This is a genomic window from Terriglobia bacterium (assembly GCA_020072815.1).
In the GTDB taxonomy this organism is placed as follows: Bacteria; Acidobacteriota; Terriglobia; order Terriglobales; family Acidobacteriaceae; genus Angelobacter.
Map to the genome: position 1 here is coordinate 123628 of JAIQGE010000002.1, position 21859 is coordinate 145486.

The window sequence follows — 21859 nt, forward strand, 5'->3', positions numbered from 1 at the left end:
TTAAGTTCTCTGCCGTCTCTTTTTGACAAAGCCCCAGGTCATCAAGACCAGGGCAGCGACAACGTCGGTCGCAAAAATAATTTGCATGAGTTTGCCGCCGGCGCGTATGTCCCAGGACACAAACAACAGCCAGCCCAGCGCCCCCATCAGCATCACAATGCCCACCACCAGCAGGGTGGCGCCGGTTTCATGTTCCGTTACAGGGAGGTAATTCCCGCCTTCAGGATCGTATTCAATCTTCTCCATGGCTTGTCCTCCTTCAAACTTTGTCAGATTACGCGGACCTCGTTGCGCAGCTTGTCCACCAGTTTCTTGGCGATCTCGCCCGGTGATCCGTCCAGCATCTCGGTCTTTTTGGTTTTTTGCGGGACGTACAGCTTCTCGATCTTCTGCAGGTTGTCGCCGACGGCGGCCTTCACTTCGTCCAGCGCCACTTTGCGCATGGGTTTGTTCTTGGCCTGCTTGATGCCCAGCAGCGTGGCGTAGCGCAGCTTGTTGATGCCCGACTGGATGGTCAGAACCGCCGGCAACGGCATGGTCACGTGCTGGAAAAAGCCGGCTTCCAGTTCGCGCTTCACCTTAATGCCGCCGCTCTCGTTCTTCTGGATCTCCATGATGATGGTGGCGTGCGGCCAGTTCAGCAGTTCCGCCATGACCACGCCGGTCTGGGCGAAGCCGTAATCGTCCGACTGCAGGCCGGTGAAGATCAGGTCAAATTGCTCATCTTTGATGGCCGCCACAAACGCCTTGGCGATGTTCAGCGCATCCATGCCCACGAACCCGTTGTCTTCCAAATGGATTGCCCGGTCGGCGCCCTTGGCCAGCCCTTCGCGCAGAACAGTCTGCGCGCGCGCCGGCCCGGCGGTGATCACCACCACTTCGCCGCCGTGCTTTTCTTTCTGCCGCAGCGCTTCTTCCAGGGCATAGGCGTCGGGCTCGTTGACTTCATAGGAGACGTCGTCGCGGATCCACGTGCCGGTTTCGTTCAGCTTGAGGGGAGCGTCTTTCTGCGGGACCTGCTTCATGCAGACCAGAATCTTCATAAGGTGTTGTTCCTGCGCCTCGTTGTATAAAAGCTTAGATGACGTTCACCGGCCAAGTGTTAGGGCCGGAAATGGGGAATGAAACCTGCAAGTATAAATGAGCGGAGAGGATTGTGGGTGACCGGCTACTCCGGCGCCTTTCAGGCTGGGTCCACGACGCAATCTGCGGTGAGGGGGATGATGAGGGCCCGCAAGCCGCCATCGTCAATGACCGCGGTGACCCGAACAGGCCCGTTTTCCCGCGCGTCCCAGTATGCGCTGATCTCAACCACGTAGAGTTTGCCGTCAGATCCTGTGACTACTTTGGTGATTGGTTCGCTGCCGATCAGGCGTCCGAGTTGCTCGTAGCCCATTTCCCAGGCAGCGGTCAACTCTTGCTCCAGAAGCGCTTCTGCAACCGCTCTGTTCATGCTTGGCTACTCCAGAAACGCCACCGACTGCACCCCCGCCACGTCGAAGCGCTTGCGGCAGCGTATGTTCTTGCACATGGTCACGTCATCGCGGCGGACCATGTAAGACTGGGCTTTGGCGAACTTGGCGCGGTCGCGCTCATCGGCGCGTCCGGGAAGCTGCTTCTTTTTGGTGCGCACCAGCCATGAAAGTTCGTACTCGTTGGCCGTCCGGCAGTGCGGACAGGTCAGTGTGTGCGGCTTCTTGGCTTCTTTCTCGTCGTAAAAGTCGCGCTCGTCCATTGCCCTAGTGTAAACGCTGAACGCGCTCCGCCGCACAAGGAAAACTTCGTTCATCGCTTAAGGCCGCTCCCTCGGGGTAACATGCTAGGGTTAACTCATCAGCAGGGAAATTCAGGAGGGATGGCGATGGCTTTTTCCAGAAGAGATTTCATCATGACCGGGGCCGGTGCGGCATGCGCGGTGGCCACCGGCGGGGCGCAGGTTCTACAGAACAACGGCGCGCAGAACACTCCACCGCAGGACAACCCACAGGCCAAGCCGGTGGAACCAGGCAAAACCCTGCCTGCCGACCGCATGCCGGAAATCCCCGCCGACAAAATGACCGACGCGCAGAAGAAAGCCGCGGAAGAATTCGCCGCCGGACGCGGCACCCCGGTTTTTGGTCCGTTCATCCCCATGTTGCGCAGCCCGGAAGTGATGTTGCGCGCCAAGGCCATGGGCGACTACCTGCGCTACAAGAATTCTCTGCCGTCCAAGATCAGCGAGTTCGCCATCCTGATTACGGCGCGGCACTGGTCGCAGCAGTACGAGTGGGCCGTGCACTTTCCCATCGCTTTCAATGCCGGGCTCGGCTCGGAAATGCTCAAAACCATCGCCGCAGGCCGTTTCCCTAAAGGCCTGTATGAAAGCGAACAGCTTTGCTATGAGTTCTGCACCGAGCTCCTGACCAACCAGTGCGTCAGCGACGAGACCTACAGCTGGGCGGTCAGCAAGTGGGGCGAGCAGGGCGTGATCGACCTGGTGGGCGTGTGCGGCTACTACACCTTCCTGGCCATGATCTTGAATGTGGCGCGCACCGCTTTGCCCAAAGGCGCCCAGCCCCCGCTGATCAATTTCCCGCACTAGTTGCGGCGAAGGTTGGTTCTTGCCGTGATGGAGAGGAGAATCTGTGAAGCTTCTTATTGCGATAGTTTGCTTGTGTTTCTTACTGCCGGGTTTGGTTGCCGCCCAAAGTCCTGCACAACCCGTCCCGGCGCAAGCGGCGAATCAACCAACTGCTACTCCATCTGGCGCTTCCCCAACGCAGACCAAGATCGATCCTGCCAAGGAAGCTGACATTCGCCATCTCCTGGATGTCATGGGGAGCCGCAAGGTCATGAGTGAAACCATGGACGCCATGACCAACAGCATCCGGCCTCTGATGGCCAATGCACTGCCTCCCGGAGAATATCGTGAGAAGTTGATTGATCTGTTCTTCGCAAAATTCCGCGCGAAGGCCGACCTTCAGTACCTTCTGGATGCCGGAGTCCGGCTTTATGACAAGTATTTTTCCCACGATGAGATCAAGAGCATGATCAAGTTCTATGAGACGCCAGTAGGACAAAAAGCTGCTTCTCTTATGCCTCAACTCACCAACGAGATGCGTTTGGAAGGCGAGAAATGGGGCGAGAAGCTGGGACGCGAGTCCATGCAGGAAGTCCTGGCCGAACATCCAGAGATGCAGAAGGCCTTGGAAGATGCTGGAAAAGCCGCTCAGCAGAAATAGTGCAAGATTTGTAAATCCATGAATGGGTCCGCCATGGAATGGCGATTCCTCGCCAGTGATCGAGAGTAGCATGACAGGCCTATTGGGCTGGAACGACCGCCGGGGCATCGGGAGGAAGGGTCTCTCGAAGTGGTGGCGTATACGTGATCTCGATTGGTATCTCGTCATGGAAAACAGGCTCAGTGTTGACGAAGGCGACAACGTGCCGCTTCAGCGCCGTCATTTGGCATGGAAAATCACTTGTCGCAGGTTCCACTGAGGAACCAGCGGTGCGGACCTTCTTGGTTGCGAACCTCTGAGCAGCCTCCCTCCCCCGAGCGCATTCGCTTAAGGACAGATTCGCTCCCATGTTGAAGATCTGTCCTTCGACTGATTGTCCAGGCTCCAATTTGCGCCAGGTACCACCAAGGGCGTAAGCGTAAATTCCACCTTCAGTTTTCGTCTCCTCAACAACTAAAGCACCTTCATTAGACAAGTAATACAGAACCCGTCCGGTGTTATTGGTAAGGCGAACGGTGGTATTTGAGGAATTCCAGAGACTCCACTCCCGTTCCCATATCATGTCGGGGGTGAGATTCGTTGTTGGCGGCACAGGTGACGGCGGCGGCGTTTCGGGTGGCCTCTTGCGCGCATCGTAAAAATAGTGGGACACCGCCGAGGCCGCCACCCCCGGCAATGTCCGCTCTCGGTGGGGTCTTATTGCCTTGCGCAACTCGACCAGAGGGTCCCCTTTAAATGGACCAAGCAGCAGGTCATAGCTATTCATGTAGCTTGCGAGCAGATAGAAGCTGCTGATATCTGCCTTGTACCAAACCCAGGTTTCTCGGATACCATACCGCCTGAATCGCAGCGTGCCTTGGCTGTCTGCTTCGTCTCTCCCGAAGATCAGATAGGGAAGGCGATAGAAACTCACCCCCGGACGTAAGTCATTTCGGCAGTGCAGGCCAGCACGTGATGAATAGAAATCATCCGGCGTGATCTTGCCGGCCAAATGCTGGTCACGAGTGGTCATTGAGCGACAGTCCACGATCAAGGTGGTCGTCCGGTCGCCTATCTTGCTGCTTTCAGGGTGACAGCCAATCTCTTTCGGCCTGACGGTCGGGTCGGGATCAACAGCCGTGTTCGGTGTCAGCCTTGAGATGTCCACGGCGACCCAGGCTTCGCGCGTGCCGAAGCCTTCCGTTGCCGGGCCCAGACAGGTGTTCTGACATTGCGAAGGCGGAGGTAGCAGCAGAAGGATAAGGATATTGATGGAGAAAAGGACGACAATTCTCTTCTTGCGCAGATAAGTGTGCATTGGCGCATCTCCCCTGAACTGCATCGGATGACGGCACCGTCCGGTCCGATGTTCCCTTTTACCAGGAGCCGAGCGGAACTTTCAGTGACCGAGAACATATCACGCAGCTGATCCGCACATGTTGGGATGCAAAGCTGGCGCAAGGCAGTTGGCTGTAACAAGCCAGTACACCACCTTTTCACAGATCTGTTCAAAAGTGCTAGATGGTCATGCTTGCCAGCTCCTGAAACCATAGGGGCCTGATTAGCTACGAGTGCGCCCGTGATTTCGGTATACTCGGCGAATGCAGCAGCGCCGCGGCTCGCTCGCAAAGGTGTTTTGGGCACTCGTTCTCGGCCTGGCCCTGGTCTACGGAGTGGTCGTCGGGTTGAATCCTTGGTCCTTTCACATCGGTGGGCGCTCGACGCCACTGCTGTACTGGTCGGGGTCCGGCAAGCTGCTAACCAAGGGCGGAACCTATCCTCTATACGTTTATTTCTACCCGTCCAGTCATTCTTCCCGGCTGCACCTGGACGGCTTGCGTCCGACCGGCGGCTTGCAGGGCTCGGGCTGGCTGTGTACTTCGCCGGGCGTGATGCAATACCTGAAACTTTCCGGCACGATTTATGGCGGCTGGCGAAGCACCGACGGTAGCGTGATGGATTTTCGCCTGCTCGAACAGAAGATTCTCGATGTAGGCCAACGGCAGGGTTTCTTCAACCTGTACGGCCGATGGCGCGGACAGGAACTGGTCATGGAAGATCGCGGTGAACCGGGAAGCGCATTCCGCTCCGGTCTGAAAATCGAACACGCGTCGGTGACCCTGGACTGGAGCAGCTACTCGGACTTCAAAACTGCGTGCGCAAGCGCGACGAATCTTCCTGCGCACCGATGAGAATGGCGCCCCGCTATGGCCGCTTTATCCGGGCCAGTCTGAAAAAAGGTTTCTGCTCGACAAACTCAAGCGCCCAGGGTTGTATTCTAAACAGGAAGTAAAAGGTTCGTGAGAAACACGCGAATCATCGTCACCCATTACGGCGGGCCCGATGCACTGCAGGTGCTTGAAGAAGAGTGCCCCGAGCCGAAGAGTGGTGAAGTGCGGGTGAGAGTGCTGGCCGCAGGCGTCGCCATGCCTGACATCATGGCGCGCGAGGGCATTCATCCCGAAACGCCCCCGGTGCCCTTCACGCCGGGGTGGGACCTGGTGGGCGTGGTGGACCGTCTCGGCGACGGTGTCTCTGCAATCGAACCGGGCCAGATCGTTGCCGCGATGCCCATACACGGCGCTTACGCGGAGTTCGTCTGCCTGCCGCAACGAGAACTGGTTTCCGTGCCATCCGGGTTGGACGCCGCCGAGGCCGTCAGCCTCATCCTGAACTACATCACGGCGTACCAGATGCTGCATCGTTCCGCCAAGGTCAAACCGGGCCAGCGCGTCTTGTTTCACGGCGCGTCGGGCGGGGTCGGCACGGCGCTCCTACAGCTTGGGCGCCTCGCCGGGCTGGAGATGTACGGTACCTGTTCATTGCGAAGTGCGCCGGCCGTCTCCGAACTGGGCGGTGTCCCGATTGACTACCAGAATCAGGACTATGTGCAGGAAATTCATCGCCTCGCCAGCGAGGGCGTGGACGCCGTCTTCGACCCCATCGGTGGCGCCCACCTCTGGCATTCCCGCCAGGCCCTCCGCAAGGGCGGGAGGGTGGTGGGTTATGGCAATACAACCTCGCTACGCGGGGAGGGATTAGGTTCCGGCCGCACGGGCCGCCGTAATCGCTTTCACGGACTCCCCATCTACGCGTTGTACATCGCCGGCGGCTGGCTTCTCCCCGGCCGGAAACGGATCGTCCCCTACAGCATCCAGACGCTCAAACGGTTGAAGCCGGCTTTGTTTCGGCAGGATTTGATCACGCTCTTGGACCTTCTTCAGCAGCAAAAGATCAAGCCGCTCATCGCACAGCGGTTTCCCCTTGCCGAGGCAAAACGCGCGCAAGAGCTGCTCGGGAAGGGAGGCGTGGTAGGCAAGATTGTCCTCATGCCTAATTGCTGATTTTGGCCCGGACGGGCAGACTTAGAAGAGATTGCCAAAATCGCCGAAATTGAAAGGCACGAGCTAAATGCTAACGGCTAAGTGCTAATTGCTGGGTTTTATTGGTCGGGGCGAGAGGATTTGAACTTGAGGCGTCTTGGCGGCGTCTGAGCCGCCAGCCGAAATCCTGAGCGGAGTCGAAGGACCCCGCGATCTTTGAGCGAAGCAGATATCCGGTTGAAGAATTGGTCGGGGCGAGAGGATTTGAACCTCCGACCCCCTGCGCCCAAGGCAGGTGCGCTACCAGGCTGCGCTACGCCCCGACAAGAATTGAAGCTGACATCTCTCATTCTAACCGATTTTTCTCACCGCCCACGGCAGCCCGCGTCCTCGCGCGCCTAAGGCTGTGACATTTTCTGTTTCCGGAATAATTGTGTGAGGCGGATCTACGGCGAAGAGCAGGACTTTAGCCGAAGTCATTCCAGAAACCAGATATTCAAGAACCAAACAGTTGAATTCAGAGGATTCAACGGACCCACCGAACCCTTGCTCTAGGCGCTCATTCCGAAAACCGGAAAATATGAGGCAAGTGGGGTTAAAGCCCACGTCGCGTTATCGTTCTCCCCGACCGGCCAAGCTCCAGTACCAACCGGAGTAACCCGGCCAGCTGAAATTCTACCTTGTCAACGCTTCTGCCCCGCCTACCATGGGCATTGTTCCCGTTTTGGGAAAATCTGTTTCGGATTTCGGAAATAACCAGAAGTCCATTAATTTGTAGTAGATAGCTTGTCAAGAATAACAATCCAGGCGATCTGCAAAACTCAAAGGAGCCACAATGAAAAGAAGCATTCTCCGTTTTGCCCTGTTGGCCGTGCTATTCATTTCCGCCAATTCAGTCGTAACCCCGAACCAACCCAACGAGCTACCAATACCCTGCATTCCTGGAATGCCCAACTGCCCTCAATAGCGGCAAGGTGGGAGTTACGGGCGTAACCCAGCGTTGCCGGGCCAACACAAATCTATTGTTGGCGAGCGTGGGACATGCGGTATCCTGTAGCGAGAGTTATGGGATTGGCGTCAACCATTTCCGCCTTGTGGCTGGCTGGCCTCGCATTGCAGGCCGTGTTGCTTCTGGTAATCGTCGTCAAGAAGCTGTGGAGAAGCTTCCCTATTTTTGCGGTCTACTCGGCAGTCACTTTCGCTGAGAGTCTGGCCGGGTACGGTATTCCGCGCCACTCACCCGCCTATTTCTATCTTTATGTGATTGGTGAGACTGCGTCGCTCCTGCTGGGGGTCGCCGTAGTGTATGAGATCTTCAAGCACCTCTTTGCTCCTCACGCGGCGCTGCGCAACGTTGCCACGCGGGTTTTTCGTGTTGTGGTGATTCTGCTGGCAGTTCTCGGCGGGGCAGTGATTGCCGCACATGCCCCAATCGGCAAGGGAGCAATGATGTTTGGGCTCTTGCGAGTCGAGGAAGCGGCAAGGATTTTGGAAGTTGGGTTGATTATGGTTTTGTTCCTCTGTTCCAGCGCATTTGGTTTGCACTGGCGGCAGCCGGTATTTGGAATAGGCCTGGGGCTGGGGACCCTTACTACCTTCAAACTGATTTCGCTGGCCATGGTTCCTTACGTCGCCTCCTTGGGCGATGCATTGAATTTGACAGTCGTGCTCTCGCTTGACATCAGTTTTCTAATTTGGATCGGATACCTGCTCGTGCCCGAGCGTGCCGCTGCGCACAGCGAAGTGCCTCAGCACGCGCAGCTTGAGCAGTGGAACCGCGCAATGATGGAGCTTATAAACCAATGATGATTACGATGATCGTTATCGTTCTGGCGCTGAGCGCCGTTGGGTTGTTTTACATGCAGGTCCGCAACCGCCGGAGAATGGCGCACCAAGCCATCCGGCCGGTGGACCTCAAAGCTTTGCACACGCTCCTGGACCGCGATGACGAGCTTTTCCTGCGGGAAAGCCTTCCCCGCAGGCGGTTCTGCCGGCTGAAACGGCAGCGCATTGGCGTGACCCTGCGTTACGTAAACAGGATTGCCAATAACGCCGCCGCTGTGGTGCGCTTGAGCGAGCCGGCCCGGCTCAGCTCTGACCTGGAAGTCGCCGAAACAGCGGCGCAGATCATCGACTTGGCAACGCAAATCCGCCTGCAGTGTCTGCTGGCCTTCGCCAAACTGTCAGTGGAATTTGCTCTGCCGTCTTTGCAGCTGACCCCGGCAGTGCTGGCGCCCCGCTATCAGGCTTTGCGCGATAACCTCAAGCGCCTGGGCGCTCTCCAGACGCAGCAGTTGACCCCTAGCGCTGAGGCCATCTAAAGTCTCGAGTTCAACTCTTTCCTCAAGAGCCCTGCCCGCAGCAGGGCTTTTGTATTTCATGGCTCTTCCCAGTGCCTCGCTGGCAGACGCTACCGGCTGATTTTGCGGTTAGAATATTCCCATGCTTCTCCAGGGCATTTTCCCGGCAGTGACCACGCCGTTTGACTCAGCCGGCACGGTCTATCACAAGAAAATCGAACACAACATTGACCGCTATTCGCGGACGCCGGTGGCCGGCATGGTCATTCTGGGCTCTACCGGTGAAGCGGTCATGCTCAGCGACGATGAGCGTCGCGACGTTCTCCGCATCTCCGCCGAGGTAGCGTCCCCGGAAAAAGTGTTGATCGCCGGCACCGGGGCGGAGTCGGTGATCGAAACCCTTCGCCTTACAGAATATGCCGCCGCCTTGAACTATGACGTGGCCCTGGTGCGCACGCCGCATTTCTACCGCCCGCAGATGAAACCGGAAGCCATGCTGGCTTTCTACCGCACGGTGGCTGACCGCTCGCCCCTGCCGGTGCTGCTGTATACCGTTCCACCGTTCACCGCTTACGACCTGCCCCTGGAAGTCATCGTGGAACTGGCCGATCATCCCAACATTATTGGAATCAAGGAATCCAGCGGCAATGTGGAAAAGGTCTCGGCCATGGTCCAGCAGACGCGCCATATCAAGCGGACGGCCAAGGTCACCGAGGTCCAGCAGGCGGTCACCGGGCGCATGGCGGCCAGCGCGCCGGCCGGCGGCCCTGACGCGCTGGTTACTTTAGGGACATCTTCCGGCGCCGTGGCCGTCGCCCAGCCGCCCAAGGCCCCGACGTTGAAGACCCGCGACAAAGAAGTGGGCTTTCAAGTACTTGTGGGAGCTGCCCATACTCTGCTGCCCTCGCTCCAGGCAGGCGCCAGCGGCGGGGTGCTGGGCATTGCCTCGCCCGCCCCTACAATTTGCTTTGAAATCTATTCCGCTTTTAGAGACAATGACCTGGAGTTGGCGCGGTCCAAACAGGAGGGACTTGCGCCTGTGTCCAGACGGGTGGTTTCTGAGCTTGGAATTCCAGCGGTCAAGTACGCCATGGACCTCAACGGGTACTACGGCGGTCCTCCCCGGCTTCCCCTGCTGCCGTTGACGGCGGCCCAGAAAAAGGACATCGAAGGTCACATGGAGTTCTTCCGGAACTAGGGCGCCCCCCTCCCAGGGCCAAAATGTCCGGCCTTGTCCGGGGGGGTGCCACAAACGCGGGTTACGTGCCAGGTTTTGCGCCCTGAGTGCAGAGTTTTTCATCGGGTTGTACCGGGACGCTGGTTGGGGTATTGTGAACGGGCAGCAGGCTCCTTAGACTATTCTTGTCCCGAATCGGGAAGCGTCGCGGGGCCTGGGAGAAATTACAGTGTTGTCTGCGGGCAGAAAATTACGTGATCTTCGCGAGCAGCTGGGACTGACTCTGCGCGACGTGGAACTGGCCAGCACGGCGCTGGCGGAATCCCGCGGCATTGAAGAGTTCATCATCAACCCCAGCCGGCTTTCCGACATTGAGACCAAGGGAGTCATTCCCAGCATTTATCGCCTGTACGTCTTGTCGGTGATTTACCGCGCTGATTTCACGGAGCTGCTCAAGCTCTACGGCGTGGACCTGAGTTCCACCGCCGCCGACTTTGCCATCTGCAAGCCCAGCAAGACCCATCGCCTGGATATGGTCACCGGGCGAGGCACCGTGCAGGTCCCGGTCAAATTTGATCCCGGCTTTGACATACGGCGCTCGGCCGACCTGGGCCGGATGATTGAGAACTGGGGCGTGGTCCCACTGCAGTTCTTGCAGGAGCTTTCCAAGAGGAAATACACGTACGCGTACATCGGCACGGAAGACCTGACCATGTACCCGCTGCTGCTGCCCGGCTCTTTTGTTCAAGTGGATGAAGAGCGCAGCCGCGTGGAAGAAGGCAAGTGGCGTTCCGAGTTTGAGCGGCCCATTTATTTCGTGGAGACCCGCGAAGGGCATGTTTGCTGCTGGTGCTCCGTGCGGCGGGGAGAGATCGTGCTGCAGTCGCACCCGCTTTCGCCGGTTCCGCCGCGCATCTTGAAGCATCCGCAGGAAGCGGAAGTGATTGGCCAGGTGGTGGGCTTGGCTATGCGCCTGGTGGAGTGGTATGCCCCGGATGAACCACAGCTGCAATCGAGTCCTGCAGCAGACGAAGATGAGCAGCGAGAAGTGCGTCGTCGTTGACCGGCGCCTTGAGCACGAACGATTCCGCCGTCAGTACCTCCGGCCCTCCGGTACGTCCCACCGCTTGTTTGAATTCCTCGTAGATCTCCCGCATCGGCGTCCGCACCAGTTCCATGGCGTTTTCCAGGTGGGCGTTGAAGATGGTCTCCTGCGCGGCGCGGCGGCCATAGGTGCGCGAAAGGCCCCAGTGGCGGTAGGCGCCGTCTTCGGTCTGCAGCGAGCAGATGTAGGTGAGCCTCTCCAATAGCGTCGGCAAGACGCCCAGAGAGCGCTTCTCAAAGTCTTCGGCAGCCTTGAACATCATCGCGCGTTCACCCGGAAACCACCGTTATTTGCTTTGGCTGGTATGCTATCAAAACTAGCATAGCCCGCACCTTGGACTTCAGGACCCCGCGGATTTTTCTGGAATCCGGAATATTCCGGGCAAATGCTGATCACGAAAGTACCTGCGCAAGGGGAGTTTTGGTCTTTATTAGCCAACCTTCACGTTTATTCTTTAGAATCAGGAAACGTCATCTTTTAAAAGCTTCCAACCAGGGGAGGCCCAGGGGGCTCGGGCGGCGCATCAAGGTATGCACAGTCTTCTTGTCAAACATTTTGGTCTGCGCGGGATCGCTATTTTTGAAGCCGGCAAAGGCCTGCTGGCGGTGGGGTTCGGCATCTGGGTGCTGACCGCGCTGCACAAGGACATGAACAGCGTGGCCCAGGACATGCTCCAGATCATGCACAGGTTTCTGCACATCAATCCTGACCGGCACTTCTACCGGTGGGCCCTGGAGGAAGTCGGTAGCCTCACTCCAAAGACCCTGTGGCTCATCTTCGCACTGGCCATGGCCTATGTAACCATCCGTTTCGTCGAGGCCGCCGGGTTGTGGCTGGAGAAAGAGTGGGCCGAGTGGTTTGCGCTGATCTCCGGCTCCGTTTATTTGCCCATCGAGATTGCTGCTTTGCTTCGCCATGCGACCGGCTGGAAATGGGCGATTCTCAGCGTGAATGCTCTCATCGTGATCTACTTGGCCTGGCTGCTAATAGACTCGCGCAAGCGCCGGCGAGAAGCCCAGGAAGCGGCCACGGCCTGAGGAAGATCCCAGCCGCAACTTGCGCGACGGTCTCTTCAAGCTCGCCCCATTCGCGCGTCTTCGCGGCCGCTTTTCGCCGATGGCCGGCTACCTCGCTTCGTACACGGTCTTGCCGCCCACCACCGTCCGCAAGACTTTGGTCTTGAGGATCTCAGCCGGCGCCACCTTGGTGATGTCGCGGTCCAGTACGATGAAGTCGGCCAGCATGCCTGGCTGGAGCACGCCTTTTTCTTTTTCCGCGAACTCCGCATACGCCGAACCCGTAGTGTATGCCGCGATGGCCTGCTGAATCGTCAACTTTTGCTCGGGAAAATACTCTTTGGTGCCCGCTTCGTTCTTGCGCGTGACGGCGCAGTAGATTCCGCGGAACGGCGTGATGGGTTCCACCGGGTAGTCGGTGCCGAAAGCCAGGGTCACGCCGTCGTCCAGAAATTCTTTCCACGCGTACGAGTGTTTGGCGCGCGCGGCCCCGATGTGCGACTCCGCCCAGTTCATGTCCGTCAAAAGATGGTTGGGCTGCATGGAAGCGATCACGCCCAGGTTCTTGAACTTCTTGTAGTCTTCCGGAGCGACCACCTGCGCGTGCTCAATGCGGAAGCGCAGGTTTCGCTTGCCGCTCTTTTTTTCCGCGAAGGCAAAAGCGTCCAGGGCCATGCGCGCGCCGCGGTCGCCGATGGCGTGCAGTCCAATTTGAAAGCCATTGTTGGCGGCCTCCGCCGCTTTTTGATTGAGCTCGTCCTGCTCGTAGCGGGGAATGCCGGAGTTTTTGGGATCATCGTCAAACGGCGCAAGCATTGCTGCCGTTCTTGATCCCAAAGACCCGTCCATGAAGCCCTTGAGCATCGCCGTGTGCAGCATGGAGTCGCCCGCAGGATGATGGCCGCGGCGTTGCTTGAGTTCTTCCACTGGCGCGTCAAACGGCAGCCACTCTGAAATCCGCAAAGTCAGCTTGCCCTCTTTTTCCATTTGCTCGTAGGTCAGGAAATCTTCCCAGTCGGAGTTGTCCTGCGCGGAGGTGATGCCCCAGCGCGCCGCGTCTTCCAGCGCCAATTCCGCCGCGCGACGCCGTTGCGCCGCAGTCGGAGCCGGGATCTTCGAAAACACCGCGCCCATGGCCGTCTCGCGCAGAATGCCCGTAGGTTCGCCCTTGGCGTCGCGATCAATCTTGCCGCCGTGCGGGTCGGCCGTCGCAGCGGTGATGCCCGCGGCTTTCAGCGCCGCAGAGTTGGCGATGGCAATGTGCCCGTCCACGCGATTGAAGATTGCCGGGTGGTCGCCGGTGACGGCGTCAATGTCCGCGCGCGTCGGCGTTTCCTGTACGGCCCAGAGCGTGTGGTCCCAGCCGCGCCCCACCACCCACTCGCCCGCACCGGCGGTCTTGGTGCGCGCCGCAATGCGCGCTTTCATCTCGTCCAGCGATTTGGTCCCCACCAGGTCAACGTTCAGCTTCTCAAAGCCGCCCGAGCCCAGGTGGACGTGCGCGTCATTGAATCCCGGCATGACGAAATGTCCGCCCAGATCAATGACTTGCGTGTTGGGGCCTTTGACCTTTTCGACCCCCCGGTTGTCGCCCACGCCCACGATCCTTCCGCCGGAAACGGCCAGAGCCTGGAAGCGCGTCTGCGTGGGTCCGATTTGAGACTTCTTGCTCTTAGACTTGATCGCCGTTGGGGACACCAGCACACCATTCGGCGGCGTCTTTCCATCAGCAGAGACCAGCGGCACGAATACGGCGCCGGTGTAGATATCGCCGTTAATGAAAATGATGTCGGCTGCGGTCTGTTGTTGTGCGTCTGCAGTGTTGGTCATGATGATTCCCAGGGTGAGTGCGAACAACAGCACGAGGCAAGTTTTCATTCGTTGACTCCGGTCAAAGCCAGCAGAGTAAGCAGGATTCGTTTCAATCCCAAATCGCGGTTGGTGCAGTCGAACCATTCGCGCAAAGTGTGCGCGCCACCGCCATCGCCGCCGGCGCCAATGGTGGTGGCTTCTTTGCCCAGCGCCAGGGGAACGTTGGCGTCCGTGGAAGCCAGCCGCGGGATGGACTTGATGCGCAGATGATAATCCACCGCGCGGACGACCTTTAAGATCCGCGCTGATTCCGGCAGCTCCGCCGCCGGCCGGTCGCCGATGGATTCAATCGTAAACCGCACCTTGGGCTCGCCGGCGCGGAAGGGCAGCGGAACTTCCGTCCAGACTTCATTCACGCACTCACGCAGGCGGTCTTCCAGCTTATGCAGTTCGCGCATGGAAGCCGAGCGCAAATCCACGCGCGCCGTGGCGGTTTCCGGAATGGAGTTTACGGAGGTGCCGCCGTGCATCACGCCGATGTTGAACGTGGTCCGCGGCGACTCCGGCACCGTGCCTTCGCTGAAGCGGGTCAGCGCGCGCGCCAGCAGCAGCAGCGGGTTGGGCACGCCAAAGTCGCTCCAGGAGTGGCCGCCCGGCCCGCGGAAGGTGATCTCAAAACGGCGGCTGCCCAGCGCCTGGTTGACGTAGGTATCCGTGCCCGCGCCGTCCACCACCAGCAGGGACTGTATGGAATCTTTCCATGGCTGCGTGGAAAAAATGTGGCGCATGCCGCGCAAATTGCCTTCGCCCTCTTCGCCCACATTGCCGATGAAGGCCACGTTGGCCGCCAGCTCGAGCTGCGATCGCTTCAGCGCCGAGACCACCGCCAGGATGGCCACCATTCCCGCTGCATTGTCGCTGATGCCCGGCCCGTAAAGGCGATTGCCGTCTTCGCGCGTTTCCAGGCGCGTGCCCAGCGGAAACACCGTATCCAGGTGCGCGCTCAGGCCGATCATGGGTCCGGCATCAAGCTTGCGCAACAGGCCAAACACGTTGCCTAGCTCGTCACTGTGGACGTCTTCCAGCCCCAGCGCGGTGAAACGCTGCACCAGCCAAGCGCTGCGCGCGGCCTCGCCAAACGGAGGCGCGGCGATCTCCGTCAACTCGCGCTGCCAGCGCCGGAACTCCATCTCCTGGTTGTGCAGATAGAGCATGGCCGAGTGCACGGCGCGCATTTCCGCAATCCGCGCCACCTCCTGCTGCGGCAAAAGAGGAGCGTCGGTGTTGGAGGTTGTTGGGCGGCCGGGCATGGCTATGGAGAAATACTATACCGTGCGGTGTCGGAAGCTCTCGCGCAAAAAACAAGCGGCCCCGCTGGACAGGGCCGCCGCAATGCGAACGAAATCTTCAAGAGCTACTTCGGGCTGGTGGTGGTGGTGCTGCCGCCGCTGTTCTTCTTGCTCTTAGCGGCGTGGGTGCCTGCAGGCTGCTTTTTGCTGGCTGTCGTGGTCCTGGGAGGCAACGGTTGCGGGTTCAACGCCACCTTGCTCCCGGGCGAGGACGCGCTCTTGCTGGTAGCTGTAGTCTTCCTTGCTCCAGGGGGCAGCGGTTGCGGGTTCAATGCCACTTTGCTTCCAGGCGAGGCTTTGGTCGTACGAGGAGGCAACGGTTGTGGATTGAGAGACACTTTGCTCCCAGGTGATGTGGAGGTCTTTCTTGCGCCAGGAGGCAGCGGTTGCGGGTTCAAGGCCACCTTGCTTCCCGGTGATGCCTGTCTTCCGCCCGGTGATGACTGTCTTCCGTTCAGCTGCGCACCCGGAGGCTCGGGCTGAGGATTCAGCTTTACGCTGCTTTTCTTGGAATCAGGACTTGCGTTGCTTCCGCCGGATGCCGCCTGCGCGAACGCCAGGCTGCTGGCCAGCAAGGTCACGATCGCGACTGTTAATGCCTTTTTCATTTCCCATCCTTTGTGTGGACTCAAGATCACGCTGCCGTACCAGGGTGAAAACCCCTTGGCAATCGAAGATACGCGCAAATCTTAGCGAAATCTTTGGGTTGCCGCAATTGCCACTGGCGCGTTTTATCGTCCGCCGCTAGCCAAATTGTCCTTCGGCCCTTGCCCAATGTTGACATAGTCAATTTCATGAAAAAACCAACTGTCACTCTCTCTCCCGGGTTGATATGTGCGCACTACTTTTCTGCTCGGCATCCCGAAATGAACCGCCGTGATTTCAACCTCGACTTTACGAGGGATTAGTTGCATTTCTGATTTTCCAGGGATAGGTTCCATCATTAGGTCTGGGCTTCCCGCCCGGTCTAGTGATCGCAGATGCATGCTCCATTTTGCTGACTCTGGCAATTGGTTGATGGCAATTTCAGAGGACAAATGCAACTCGATATTGCTGTGGCGAAAGAAAGGCTGGCCTCCCCAAGCCCCGAGCCTACCGGATGCCGGTTCCACCCTCACAAATGCAGGAATGTTACAGTCATTCCGTAAATCCCCCATCTCGGAATTGTTGCCAAGCACCATTTCAATAGTTGACGAAATTGGCACAACCATTTGCCACGGAGACCACATTGCCCGTTCTCGTGAACACACGATTTCATTCCAGTCTTTTGAATCGATCTTGTCGGTGACGAAAGCTACATTAGCCACACCTCCAGTCTTTGGATATGTAATCTCTATTTTTTCAAAGTTTGAGAGAGTGATCTTGGCGTGCACTGAATCGAGGGGATTGGTTTCTGAGATGGTTTGTTTGAGAGCTCTCGCGGCGAGATCAATCCGGTTAATCGATCTTGTTGTTCCATCCTCCTGCTTCTGCAGCAGAGTGCTTAATCGAGGTGTAAGAGCTTCTACCAGTTCTTGATTTGAGGCCGCTAAGCGGCCCTGAAAGGCCCGATCCCCGTTCTTCGTTGCTATTTCTTTTAGTTTCTTATCAGCGTCATTCTCAACCAACGCACTGACGAGGGCAAGAAGACCCGATGCGATTAACAGATTTCTGTGGCGCCTACCTGGCTTCGTGAGAACTCGTCTCTCTTTATCGAAGGTTTCTCGGCCAAGGCTATGAAGGCTGATCCCCGAAGTAAGAGCAATGCCGATATACTTTAGCCACTGAGAAATTATTTTCAGGATTTCGGGCGGGATCGCCATCTGCCCCTCTAAAAAAGTAACTTTGTTGACGCTACCGTCTTTTTACATAGGTTTGACAGCTTACAATGACTGGAGGAATGCCGTAAAGCAACCCGTGTCAATGCCCCCAAAAAGAATTAGGGCGGGTGCCTACCTTTTCCACTCTGTTTATACGAGGCGGGCTTTTTGGCAATAGCCACCAAGCGTATTCCCGGATCAAAGGCGTCTGGACAAGAAAGAAGCGGCCCCGTTTGGCAGAGCCGCTTTCGATGAAAAACCTTGCAAGAAGTTATTTCGGAGGCGGCGTGGTGCTGGTGCTGCTCTTCTTGCTCTTCTTTCCGCCCTTGTGGCCTTTTTTGGTTTTGGTGGCCTTTTTGCCACTTGTGGCGGAGGCCGTAGTGGCCTTTTTGCCTGGTGCGGTCTTATCGCCGCTTGAGCCGGTGCCCGTCTGCGCAATAGCCAGGGCACTGCCCAGCAACATGGTGAATACAAACGTGAACAGCTTCTTCATGCTTTCTCCTTTAAAGGGAAGTTCAGATATGTAGGTACTAGAAACCGTTGCCAGGGAAAAAGTTTCGCCTGGTCAAAAGGCGCTTCAGAGCGGCTCTATTGGAATACGAGTTGCGGTTTTTGGCAAGAGCTACATGCGCTTGCTCCGCTCAAGTTTGTTGGAGCGAAAAAGAAGCGGCCCCGTTCGGCAGGGCCGCTTTCCATGAAAAAAACTTCCAGGAAGTTATTTCGGGGCCGGAGTGGTGGTGCCGCCGCTGCTCTTCTTGCTCTTCTTGCCGCCCTTCTTGCTGGCGGTTTTGGTTTTTGTGGCTTTCTTGCCCGAAGCGGCAGCGGTGGTCTTCTTGCCGCCCTTTTCGGTCTTGTCAGTGCCGCCGGTGGCCTGTGCAAAGGTCAGCGAAGCGCCGAGCAACATGGTTAATACAAACGCGAACAGCTTCTTCATGCTTTCTCCTTTAAAGGGAAGTTCAGAGTGTAATTTTGCAAACCCACATTGGACCCGATAGTTTCGCCGTCCGCGTAAACCGTTGATTCATCACGGTCTCAGGTCCCAGCTGGCGCATTCTGGCAGCAGGCGAGAATCTCTTCTTCGGTAAGGCACCGGTCTGACGCTTTGGCCCGCTGAAAAATGCGCTCCACCAGATCGTCAGCCGGAGGGACTCCCTTACGCTCCAGCCAGAAGATCACGTTTGACTTGCCGCTCATGGGGCCAATCTCAATGACTTGTTCCAGGCCGAAGTAATGAGAGGGTACACCGGAATACACGCTATTGGCCAGTTCAATGTCGCCTTTTTTGAATGCCTTAATGACCGCCGAGGCATGTACTCCCGTCGCTGTACGAAAGGCATCATCGCCCAGCACGGGATAGTTGCGCGGGATGGGAACGCCCGTGGCCCGCGACACGGCGAGGCAGTAGTCCTTGAGATGTGTGAGGTCCTGCTCCGCCCAGGGCGAAACGCCCATCAGCTTCAGGTTGACCAGCATCTGGTCCATCTGCGTGTTGCCTACGCGCTCGCCGATGCCCAGCGCGGTGGCGTGTACGCAGTCCGCGCCCGCCGCCAGAGCGGCCAGCGCATTGGCCACGCCCAAGCCGCGGTCGGAATGGCCGTGCCAATCCACGCGGACCTTTTTCCCCGAAGGCAGCGGCCCTGCAGGCCACACGATTTCATCCATCACAAAGTGAATCAGTGACCGGACGCCGGCGGGCGTGGCGTGTCCCACCGTGTCACAAATCACAATGGCCGTGGCCCCGCAGTTGATGGCCGTGCTGTACAGCCGCTTCACGGTTTCAGGGTCGCAGCGCGTGGTGTCTTCGGTCACGTACATCACTTCCAGACCCAACGAACGCGCGTACTTTACAGCTTTTTCCGTGGTCTGGAGAAGAAAGTCGTCAGTCCAGTTTTCCGTGTAACGGCGAATGGGACTGGAGCCGAGGAAGCACGCAACTTCAATGGCGATGCCGGCGCGCTGGGAAATCTCGGCGATCGGACGAATGTCATTCTCATGCGTGCGCGCGGCGCAGTTGGGCTTGATTCTCATCCGGCAATTGGCAATCTCTTTGGCCAGACGCTCCACGTCGGCCACCGCGCGCGGCCCGGCGCCCGGCAATCCGATATCCAGCGAATTGATTCCCAGGTCCTCCATCAGGTGGAGGATGGCCAGCTTGTCACCGATAGGCGGGTCTTTCACCGAAGGTGACTGCAGGCCATCGCGCAGGGTTTCATCGTTAAGCAGAACTCGCCCGGCAGGACTGAATTCAGGCCCGGACGCGGAGTTCCAGTCGTAGATCAGATGGGAGTGTTTGAGTGTCACTTTGTAAAATCTATTGCCCTTACGTGGCGATTTTACGCTAAAAGGGCTTGCGGCCTAGATAGGATTTTATGCTTTTTGACGCTCCACGAACACGGTTTGTTAAGTTTCCGGCAAACAGAAGTTCGATGAACCCCTGCATCTGCCGCCGGAACGCCGGCCCATAGCCGTACCACCACAGCTTTTTCATGCCCGGCATCTGGTCAGAATCCACATACTTGGGCCAGACCATCTCTTCCAGGCCAAAGCGGCCGTGGGTGCGGCCGATGCCGCTGGCTTTGATGCCGCCATGGGGCGCTTCGCTGATGCCGAAGCAGCAAATCACGTCGTTCACCATGACCGTTCCGGCGTGAATGCCGCGGGCCAGCGTTTCGCCGCGAGCCTTGTTGCGCGTCCATACGCTGGCCGCCAGGCCGAATTCCGAGTCATTCGCCAGCGCCACGGCTTCGTCGTCAGTCTTGAAGCTGCGCACCGGCAACACTGGACCAAAGGTCTCTTCGCGCATGATGTCCATGGAGTGCGTTACGTCAGCCAGCACCGTCGGGGCAAAGAAGCCTGGCCCGATCTGCGGCAGAGTCTTTCCTCCCGCCAGCAGCCGCGCTCCGTGGGCGATGGCGTCTTCCACGTGGGCTTGCACCGTCCGCAATTGCCGTTCATGGATCAGCGGCCCGATATCGCTGTTGGGGTCAGTGCCAGCGCCAGGACGAAGTTTGCCGGCTTTTTCTGCGCACGACTTCAAAAACGGTTCGTAGATGGATTCGTGCACGTAGCAGCGCTCCACCGACAAGCAAGTCTGCCCGGCGTTCATGAATGCGCCCCACACCGCCGCGCTCGACGCCACGTCAACGTCGGCGTCGTCCAGCACAATCATGGGATCTTTGCCGCCCAGTTCCAGCACCACGGGCAGCAGCCGCGCCGCCGCGGCTTGCGCCACTTTCTTCCCCGTCGCTACGCTGCCGGTGAAAACCATCTTGTCAATCTTGGATTGCAGCAGCGCGCTGCCCGCCGGGCCTTCGCCGGTGACCACCTGCAGCAGATCGCGGTCCAGGCCAGCTTCGCGCAGAAGCCGCTGCAACTCCAGCGAAGAAAACGGCGTGAACTCTGACGGCTTCAGCACCACCGCGTTGCCCGTGACCAGCGCCGTCAAGGTCTGCACCGAAGGCAGGCTGAACGGATAGTTCCACGGGCTGATGATGCCGATCACGCCGTAAGGCTCGCGCAGCAGCGTGCCGCGCTTGAGCTTCATGGCCAGGTTGGCGTGCGGAACGTGTTCCGGACGCAGGAAGTCTGCGGCGTTGTCGAGGAGATATTGCGCGCCGTCCAGCACCACCAGGATTTCCGTGGCGAGCGCTTCCGCCAGCGGCTTGCCGGCTTCGCGCGTGATGACCGCCGTCACCGCGTCTTTTTGATCGCATAAAAGCTGCTGAAAGCGGCGGACGATCTGCAGGCGTTCGCGGACGGGCGTTGTCGCCCAGCGGGCTTGCGCCGCGCGCGCGCGGTCCACGGCAGCGGCAATCTCCGCTTGCGTAAAGATGGGAACGGAGCCGATGGTTTCCCGCGTCGCGGGATTTAAGACGGGCAGTTGTGCGTGGGCCGGTTCAGCTTGAATAGCGCTCATATTGGGATTCCGTCAGTATTCTACGCTCACCAGAAACAAGCCGCTGGCCGGGGCCGTGGCCGCCGCGGCGGAGCGGTCACGCAGCTCCAGGATGCGGGTGAAATCTATTCCCGTTAGCGAGCCTTTGCCCACCATCAGAAAAGTCCCCACCAGGTTGCGCACCATGTGATGAAGAAATCCGTTGCCGCGGACGGTGTAGTGCAACTCGTCGCCTTGGCGCTGCCAGGTTGAAGAATAAATCGTCCGAACATTGTTCGCGGCCAAGCCTTCTTGCCCGCTTTCCGGGTCGATTCTTTTCTCCGGGGCTTTCTTCTCAGGATCCACGGCCGCGAACGAGGTGAAATCGTGCTGGCCCACCGCCAGGCCCGCGGCTTCGGTCATGCGGGCTTCATCCAGCGGGTAGGGATGGTGATAGACGTAGCGCGCCAGGAACGGGGGACAAATCTCGCCGCGATAAATCCGGTATTGATACGTCTTAGCTAGTGAGGACTTGCGCGCGTGGAATTCCGGCGGGACTTCTTCCGCGTTCAGCACGCGGATGGCGGACGGCAGCGCGTCATTCAGTGCTTTGGCCAGGTTCGCCGCCGGAATGGGAGACTCCAGCGCCACTGTGGCGACTTGCGCCAGCGCGTGGACGCCGGCGTCGGTGCGTCCCGAGCCCTGCGGCAGCGTCTTTTCGCCGGTCAACTGTTCGATAGCGGACAGCAAAGTCCCCTGAACCGTGGGACGATCAGGCTGGACCTGCCAGCCGGCGAAATCATGGCCGTCATAGGCGAGCGTCAATTTGAAATTACGCGGCAATTCCGTCTCCCCTGTTGGTTTTTGATGCTGCTATGCCGATATACTATCGGTTTGTGCCGGA

The 21859-nt window shown here is 58.5% G+C and carries 24 protein-coding genes and 1 tRNA gene; 9 read left to right on the forward strand and 16 right to left on the reverse strand.

Annotation, left to right across the window (positions count from 1 at the left end):
- The 4 genes from LAO20_04425 to LAO20_04440 all read right to left on the reverse strand — a co-directional run bounded on the left by LAO20_04425 (nucleotide 1) and on the right by LAO20_04440 (nucleotide 1735).
- Nucleotides 1–246, reverse strand: a complete 246-nt coding sequence (locus LAO20_04425) for a hypothetical protein (GenBank protein ID MBZ5530656.1) — start codon at nucleotides 244–246, stop codon at nucleotides 1–3.
- Between the two features lie 23 nt (nucleotides 247–269).
- Nucleotides 270–1043, reverse strand: a complete 774-nt coding sequence (locus LAO20_04430; GenBank protein ID MBZ5530657.1) for an electron transfer flavoprotein subunit beta/FixA family protein — start codon at nucleotides 1041–1043, stop codon at nucleotides 270–272.
- A gap of 140 nt (nucleotides 1044–1183) precedes the next feature.
- Nucleotides 1184–1453 carry a DUF3887 domain-containing protein gene (locus LAO20_04435; protein ID MBZ5530658.1) on the reverse strand — a complete coding sequence of 90 codons (270 nt, stop codon included), beginning with the start codon at nucleotides 1451–1453 and terminating at the stop codon, nucleotides 1184–1186.
- Nucleotides 1454–1459: 6 nt separating this feature from the next.
- Nucleotides 1460–1735 carry a hypothetical protein gene (locus LAO20_04440; protein ID MBZ5530659.1) on the reverse strand — a complete coding sequence of 92 codons (276 nt, stop codon included), beginning with the start codon at nucleotides 1733–1735 and terminating at the stop codon, nucleotides 1460–1462.
- Between the two features lie 261 nt (nucleotides 1736–1996).
- Here LAO20_04440 and LAO20_04445 point away from each other — a divergent pair, with 261 nt between their 5' ends.
- Together LAO20_04445 and LAO20_04450 are read left to right on the forward strand one after the other, a co-directional pair.
- The gene (locus tag LAO20_04445) at nucleotides 1997–2581 is read left to right on the forward strand and encodes a carboxymuconolactone decarboxylase family protein (protein MBZ5530660.1); all 585 of its coding nucleotides are present in this window, start codon (nucleotides 1997–1999) and stop codon (nucleotides 2579–2581) included.
- 250 nt (nucleotides 2582–2831) lie between these two features.
- A complete protein-coding gene (locus LAO20_04450; GenBank protein MBZ5530661.1) occupies nucleotides 2832–3221 on the forward strand; it encodes a DUF2059 domain-containing protein in 390 nt (129 codons plus the stop codon).
- Between the two features lie 79 nt (nucleotides 3222–3300).
- Here the strand turns inward: LAO20_04450 and LAO20_04455 are convergent, their stop codons facing one another.
- Nucleotides 3301–4518 carry a hypothetical protein gene (locus tag LAO20_04455; protein ID MBZ5530662.1) on the reverse strand — a complete coding sequence of 406 codons (1218 nt, stop codon included), beginning with the start codon at nucleotides 4516–4518 and terminating at the stop codon, nucleotides 3301–3303.
- Nucleotides 4519–4801: 283 nt separating this feature from the next.
- Here LAO20_04455 and LAO20_04460 point away from each other — a divergent pair, with 283 nt between their 5' ends.
- A complete protein-coding gene (locus tag LAO20_04460; protein MBZ5530663.1) occupies nucleotides 4802–5392 on the forward strand; it encodes a hypothetical protein in 591 nt (196 codons plus the stop codon).
- Nucleotides 5393–5500: 108 nt separating this feature from the next.
- The gene (locus LAO20_04465) at nucleotides 5501–6544 is read left to right on the forward strand and encodes a medium chain dehydrogenase/reductase family protein (GenBank protein ID MBZ5530664.1); all 1044 of its coding nucleotides are present in this window, start codon (nucleotides 5501–5503) and stop codon (nucleotides 6542–6544) included.
- A 225-nt stretch (nucleotides 6545–6769) separates the two neighbouring features.
- On the opposite strand, the gene LAO20_04470 is transcribed toward LAO20_04465, so the two are convergent.
- Nucleotides 6770–6846, reverse strand: a tRNA-Pro gene (locus tag LAO20_04470).
- A 748-nt stretch (nucleotides 6847–7594) separates the two neighbouring features.
- Here LAO20_04470 and LAO20_04475 point away from each other — a divergent pair.
- The 4 genes from LAO20_04475 (at nucleotide 7595) to LAO20_04490 (ending at nucleotide 11063) form a co-directional block, all read left to right on the forward strand.
- Nucleotides 7595–8329 (forward strand): hypothetical protein, encoded by a 735-nt coding sequence (locus tag LAO20_04475; GenBank protein MBZ5530665.1) that lies wholly within the window; start codon nucleotides 7595–7597, stop codon nucleotides 8327–8329.
- Complete coding sequence (locus LAO20_04480) at nucleotides 8326–8844, forward strand: hypothetical protein (protein MBZ5530666.1); 519 nt, start codon at nucleotides 8326–8328, stop codon at nucleotides 8842–8844. Before LAO20_04475 ends, LAO20_04480 begins: the two co-directional genes overlap by 4 nt.
- 121 nt (nucleotides 8845–8965) lie before the next feature.
- Nucleotides 8966–10021, forward strand: coding sequence for a dihydrodipicolinate synthase family protein (locus tag LAO20_04485; GenBank protein ID MBZ5530667.1), 1056 nt, complete (start codon nucleotides 8966–8968; stop codon nucleotides 10019–10021).
- A 211-nt stretch (nucleotides 10022–10232) separates the two neighbouring features.
- Entirely contained in the window at nucleotides 10233–11063 is an 831-nt protein-coding gene (locus tag LAO20_04490; protein ID MBZ5530668.1) for a helix-turn-helix domain-containing protein, read from the forward strand.
- Here the strand turns inward: LAO20_04490 and LAO20_04495 are convergent.
- Entirely contained in the window at nucleotides 10966–11367 is a 402-nt protein-coding gene (locus tag LAO20_04495; protein ID MBZ5530669.1) for a hypothetical protein, read from the reverse strand. The genes LAO20_04490 and LAO20_04495 overlap by 98 nt on opposite strands.
- Nucleotides 11368–11635: 268 nt before the next feature.
- Between LAO20_04495 and LAO20_04500 the strand changes: the two genes are divergently transcribed.
- Nucleotides 11636–12142 carry a DUF2127 domain-containing protein gene (locus tag LAO20_04500; GenBank protein MBZ5530670.1) on the forward strand — a complete coding sequence of 169 codons (507 nt, stop codon included), beginning with the start codon at nucleotides 11636–11638 and terminating at the stop codon, nucleotides 12140–12142.
- A gap of 87 nt (nucleotides 12143–12229) precedes the next feature.
- Here the strand turns inward: LAO20_04500 and LAO20_04505 are convergent, their stop codons facing one another.
- From LAO20_04505 to truA, 9 genes are all read right to left on the reverse strand, one after another.
- Nucleotides 12230–13951 carry an amidohydrolase gene (locus LAO20_04505; GenBank protein ID MBZ5530671.1) on the reverse strand — a complete coding sequence of 574 codons (1722 nt, stop codon included), beginning with the start codon at nucleotides 13949–13951 and terminating at the stop codon, nucleotides 12230–12232.
- Nucleotides 13952–13995: 44 nt separating this feature from the next.
- Nucleotides 13996–15243, reverse strand: a complete 1248-nt coding sequence (locus LAO20_04510; protein ID MBZ5530672.1) for a M20/M25/M40 family metallo-hydrolase — start codon at nucleotides 15241–15243, stop codon at nucleotides 13996–13998.
- 104 nt (nucleotides 15244–15347) lie between these two features.
- Complete coding sequence (locus tag LAO20_04515) at nucleotides 15348–15890, reverse strand: hypothetical protein (GenBank protein MBZ5530673.1); 543 nt, start codon at nucleotides 15888–15890, stop codon at nucleotides 15348–15350.
- 123 nt (nucleotides 15891–16013) lie between these two features.
- The gene (locus LAO20_04520; protein ID MBZ5530674.1) at nucleotides 16014–17084 is read right to left on the reverse strand and encodes a hypothetical protein; all 1071 of its coding nucleotides are present in this window, start codon (nucleotides 17082–17084) and stop codon (nucleotides 16014–16016) included.
- Nucleotides 17085–17352: 268 nt separating this feature from the next.
- Nucleotides 17353–17574: a hypothetical protein gene (locus tag LAO20_04525; protein ID MBZ5530675.1), complete on the reverse strand. Its 222-nt coding sequence runs from the start codon at nucleotides 17572–17574 to the stop codon at nucleotides 17353–17355.
- A 222-nt stretch (nucleotides 17575–17796) separates the two neighbouring features.
- Nucleotides 17797–18015, reverse strand: a complete 219-nt coding sequence (locus LAO20_04530) for a hypothetical protein (protein MBZ5530676.1) — start codon at nucleotides 18013–18015, stop codon at nucleotides 17797–17799.
- 98 nt (nucleotides 18016–18113) lie between these two features.
- On the reverse strand, nucleotides 18114–19382 hold the full coding sequence (locus LAO20_04535) for a 2-isopropylmalate synthase (GenBank protein ID MBZ5530677.1): 1269 nt from the start codon (nucleotides 19380–19382) through the stop codon (nucleotides 18114–18116).
- Nucleotides 19383–19419: 37 nt separating this feature from the next.
- Entirely contained in the window at nucleotides 19420–20997 is a 1578-nt protein-coding gene (locus LAO20_04540; GenBank protein MBZ5530678.1) for an aldehyde dehydrogenase family protein, read from the reverse strand.
- Nucleotides 20998–21009: 12 nt separating this feature from the next.
- Entirely contained in the window at nucleotides 21010–21798 is a 789-nt protein-coding gene (gene truA / locus LAO20_04545) for a tRNA pseudouridine(38-40) synthase TruA (GenBank protein ID MBZ5530679.1), read from the reverse strand.
- Nucleotides 21799–21859 lie beyond the last annotated feature (61 nt).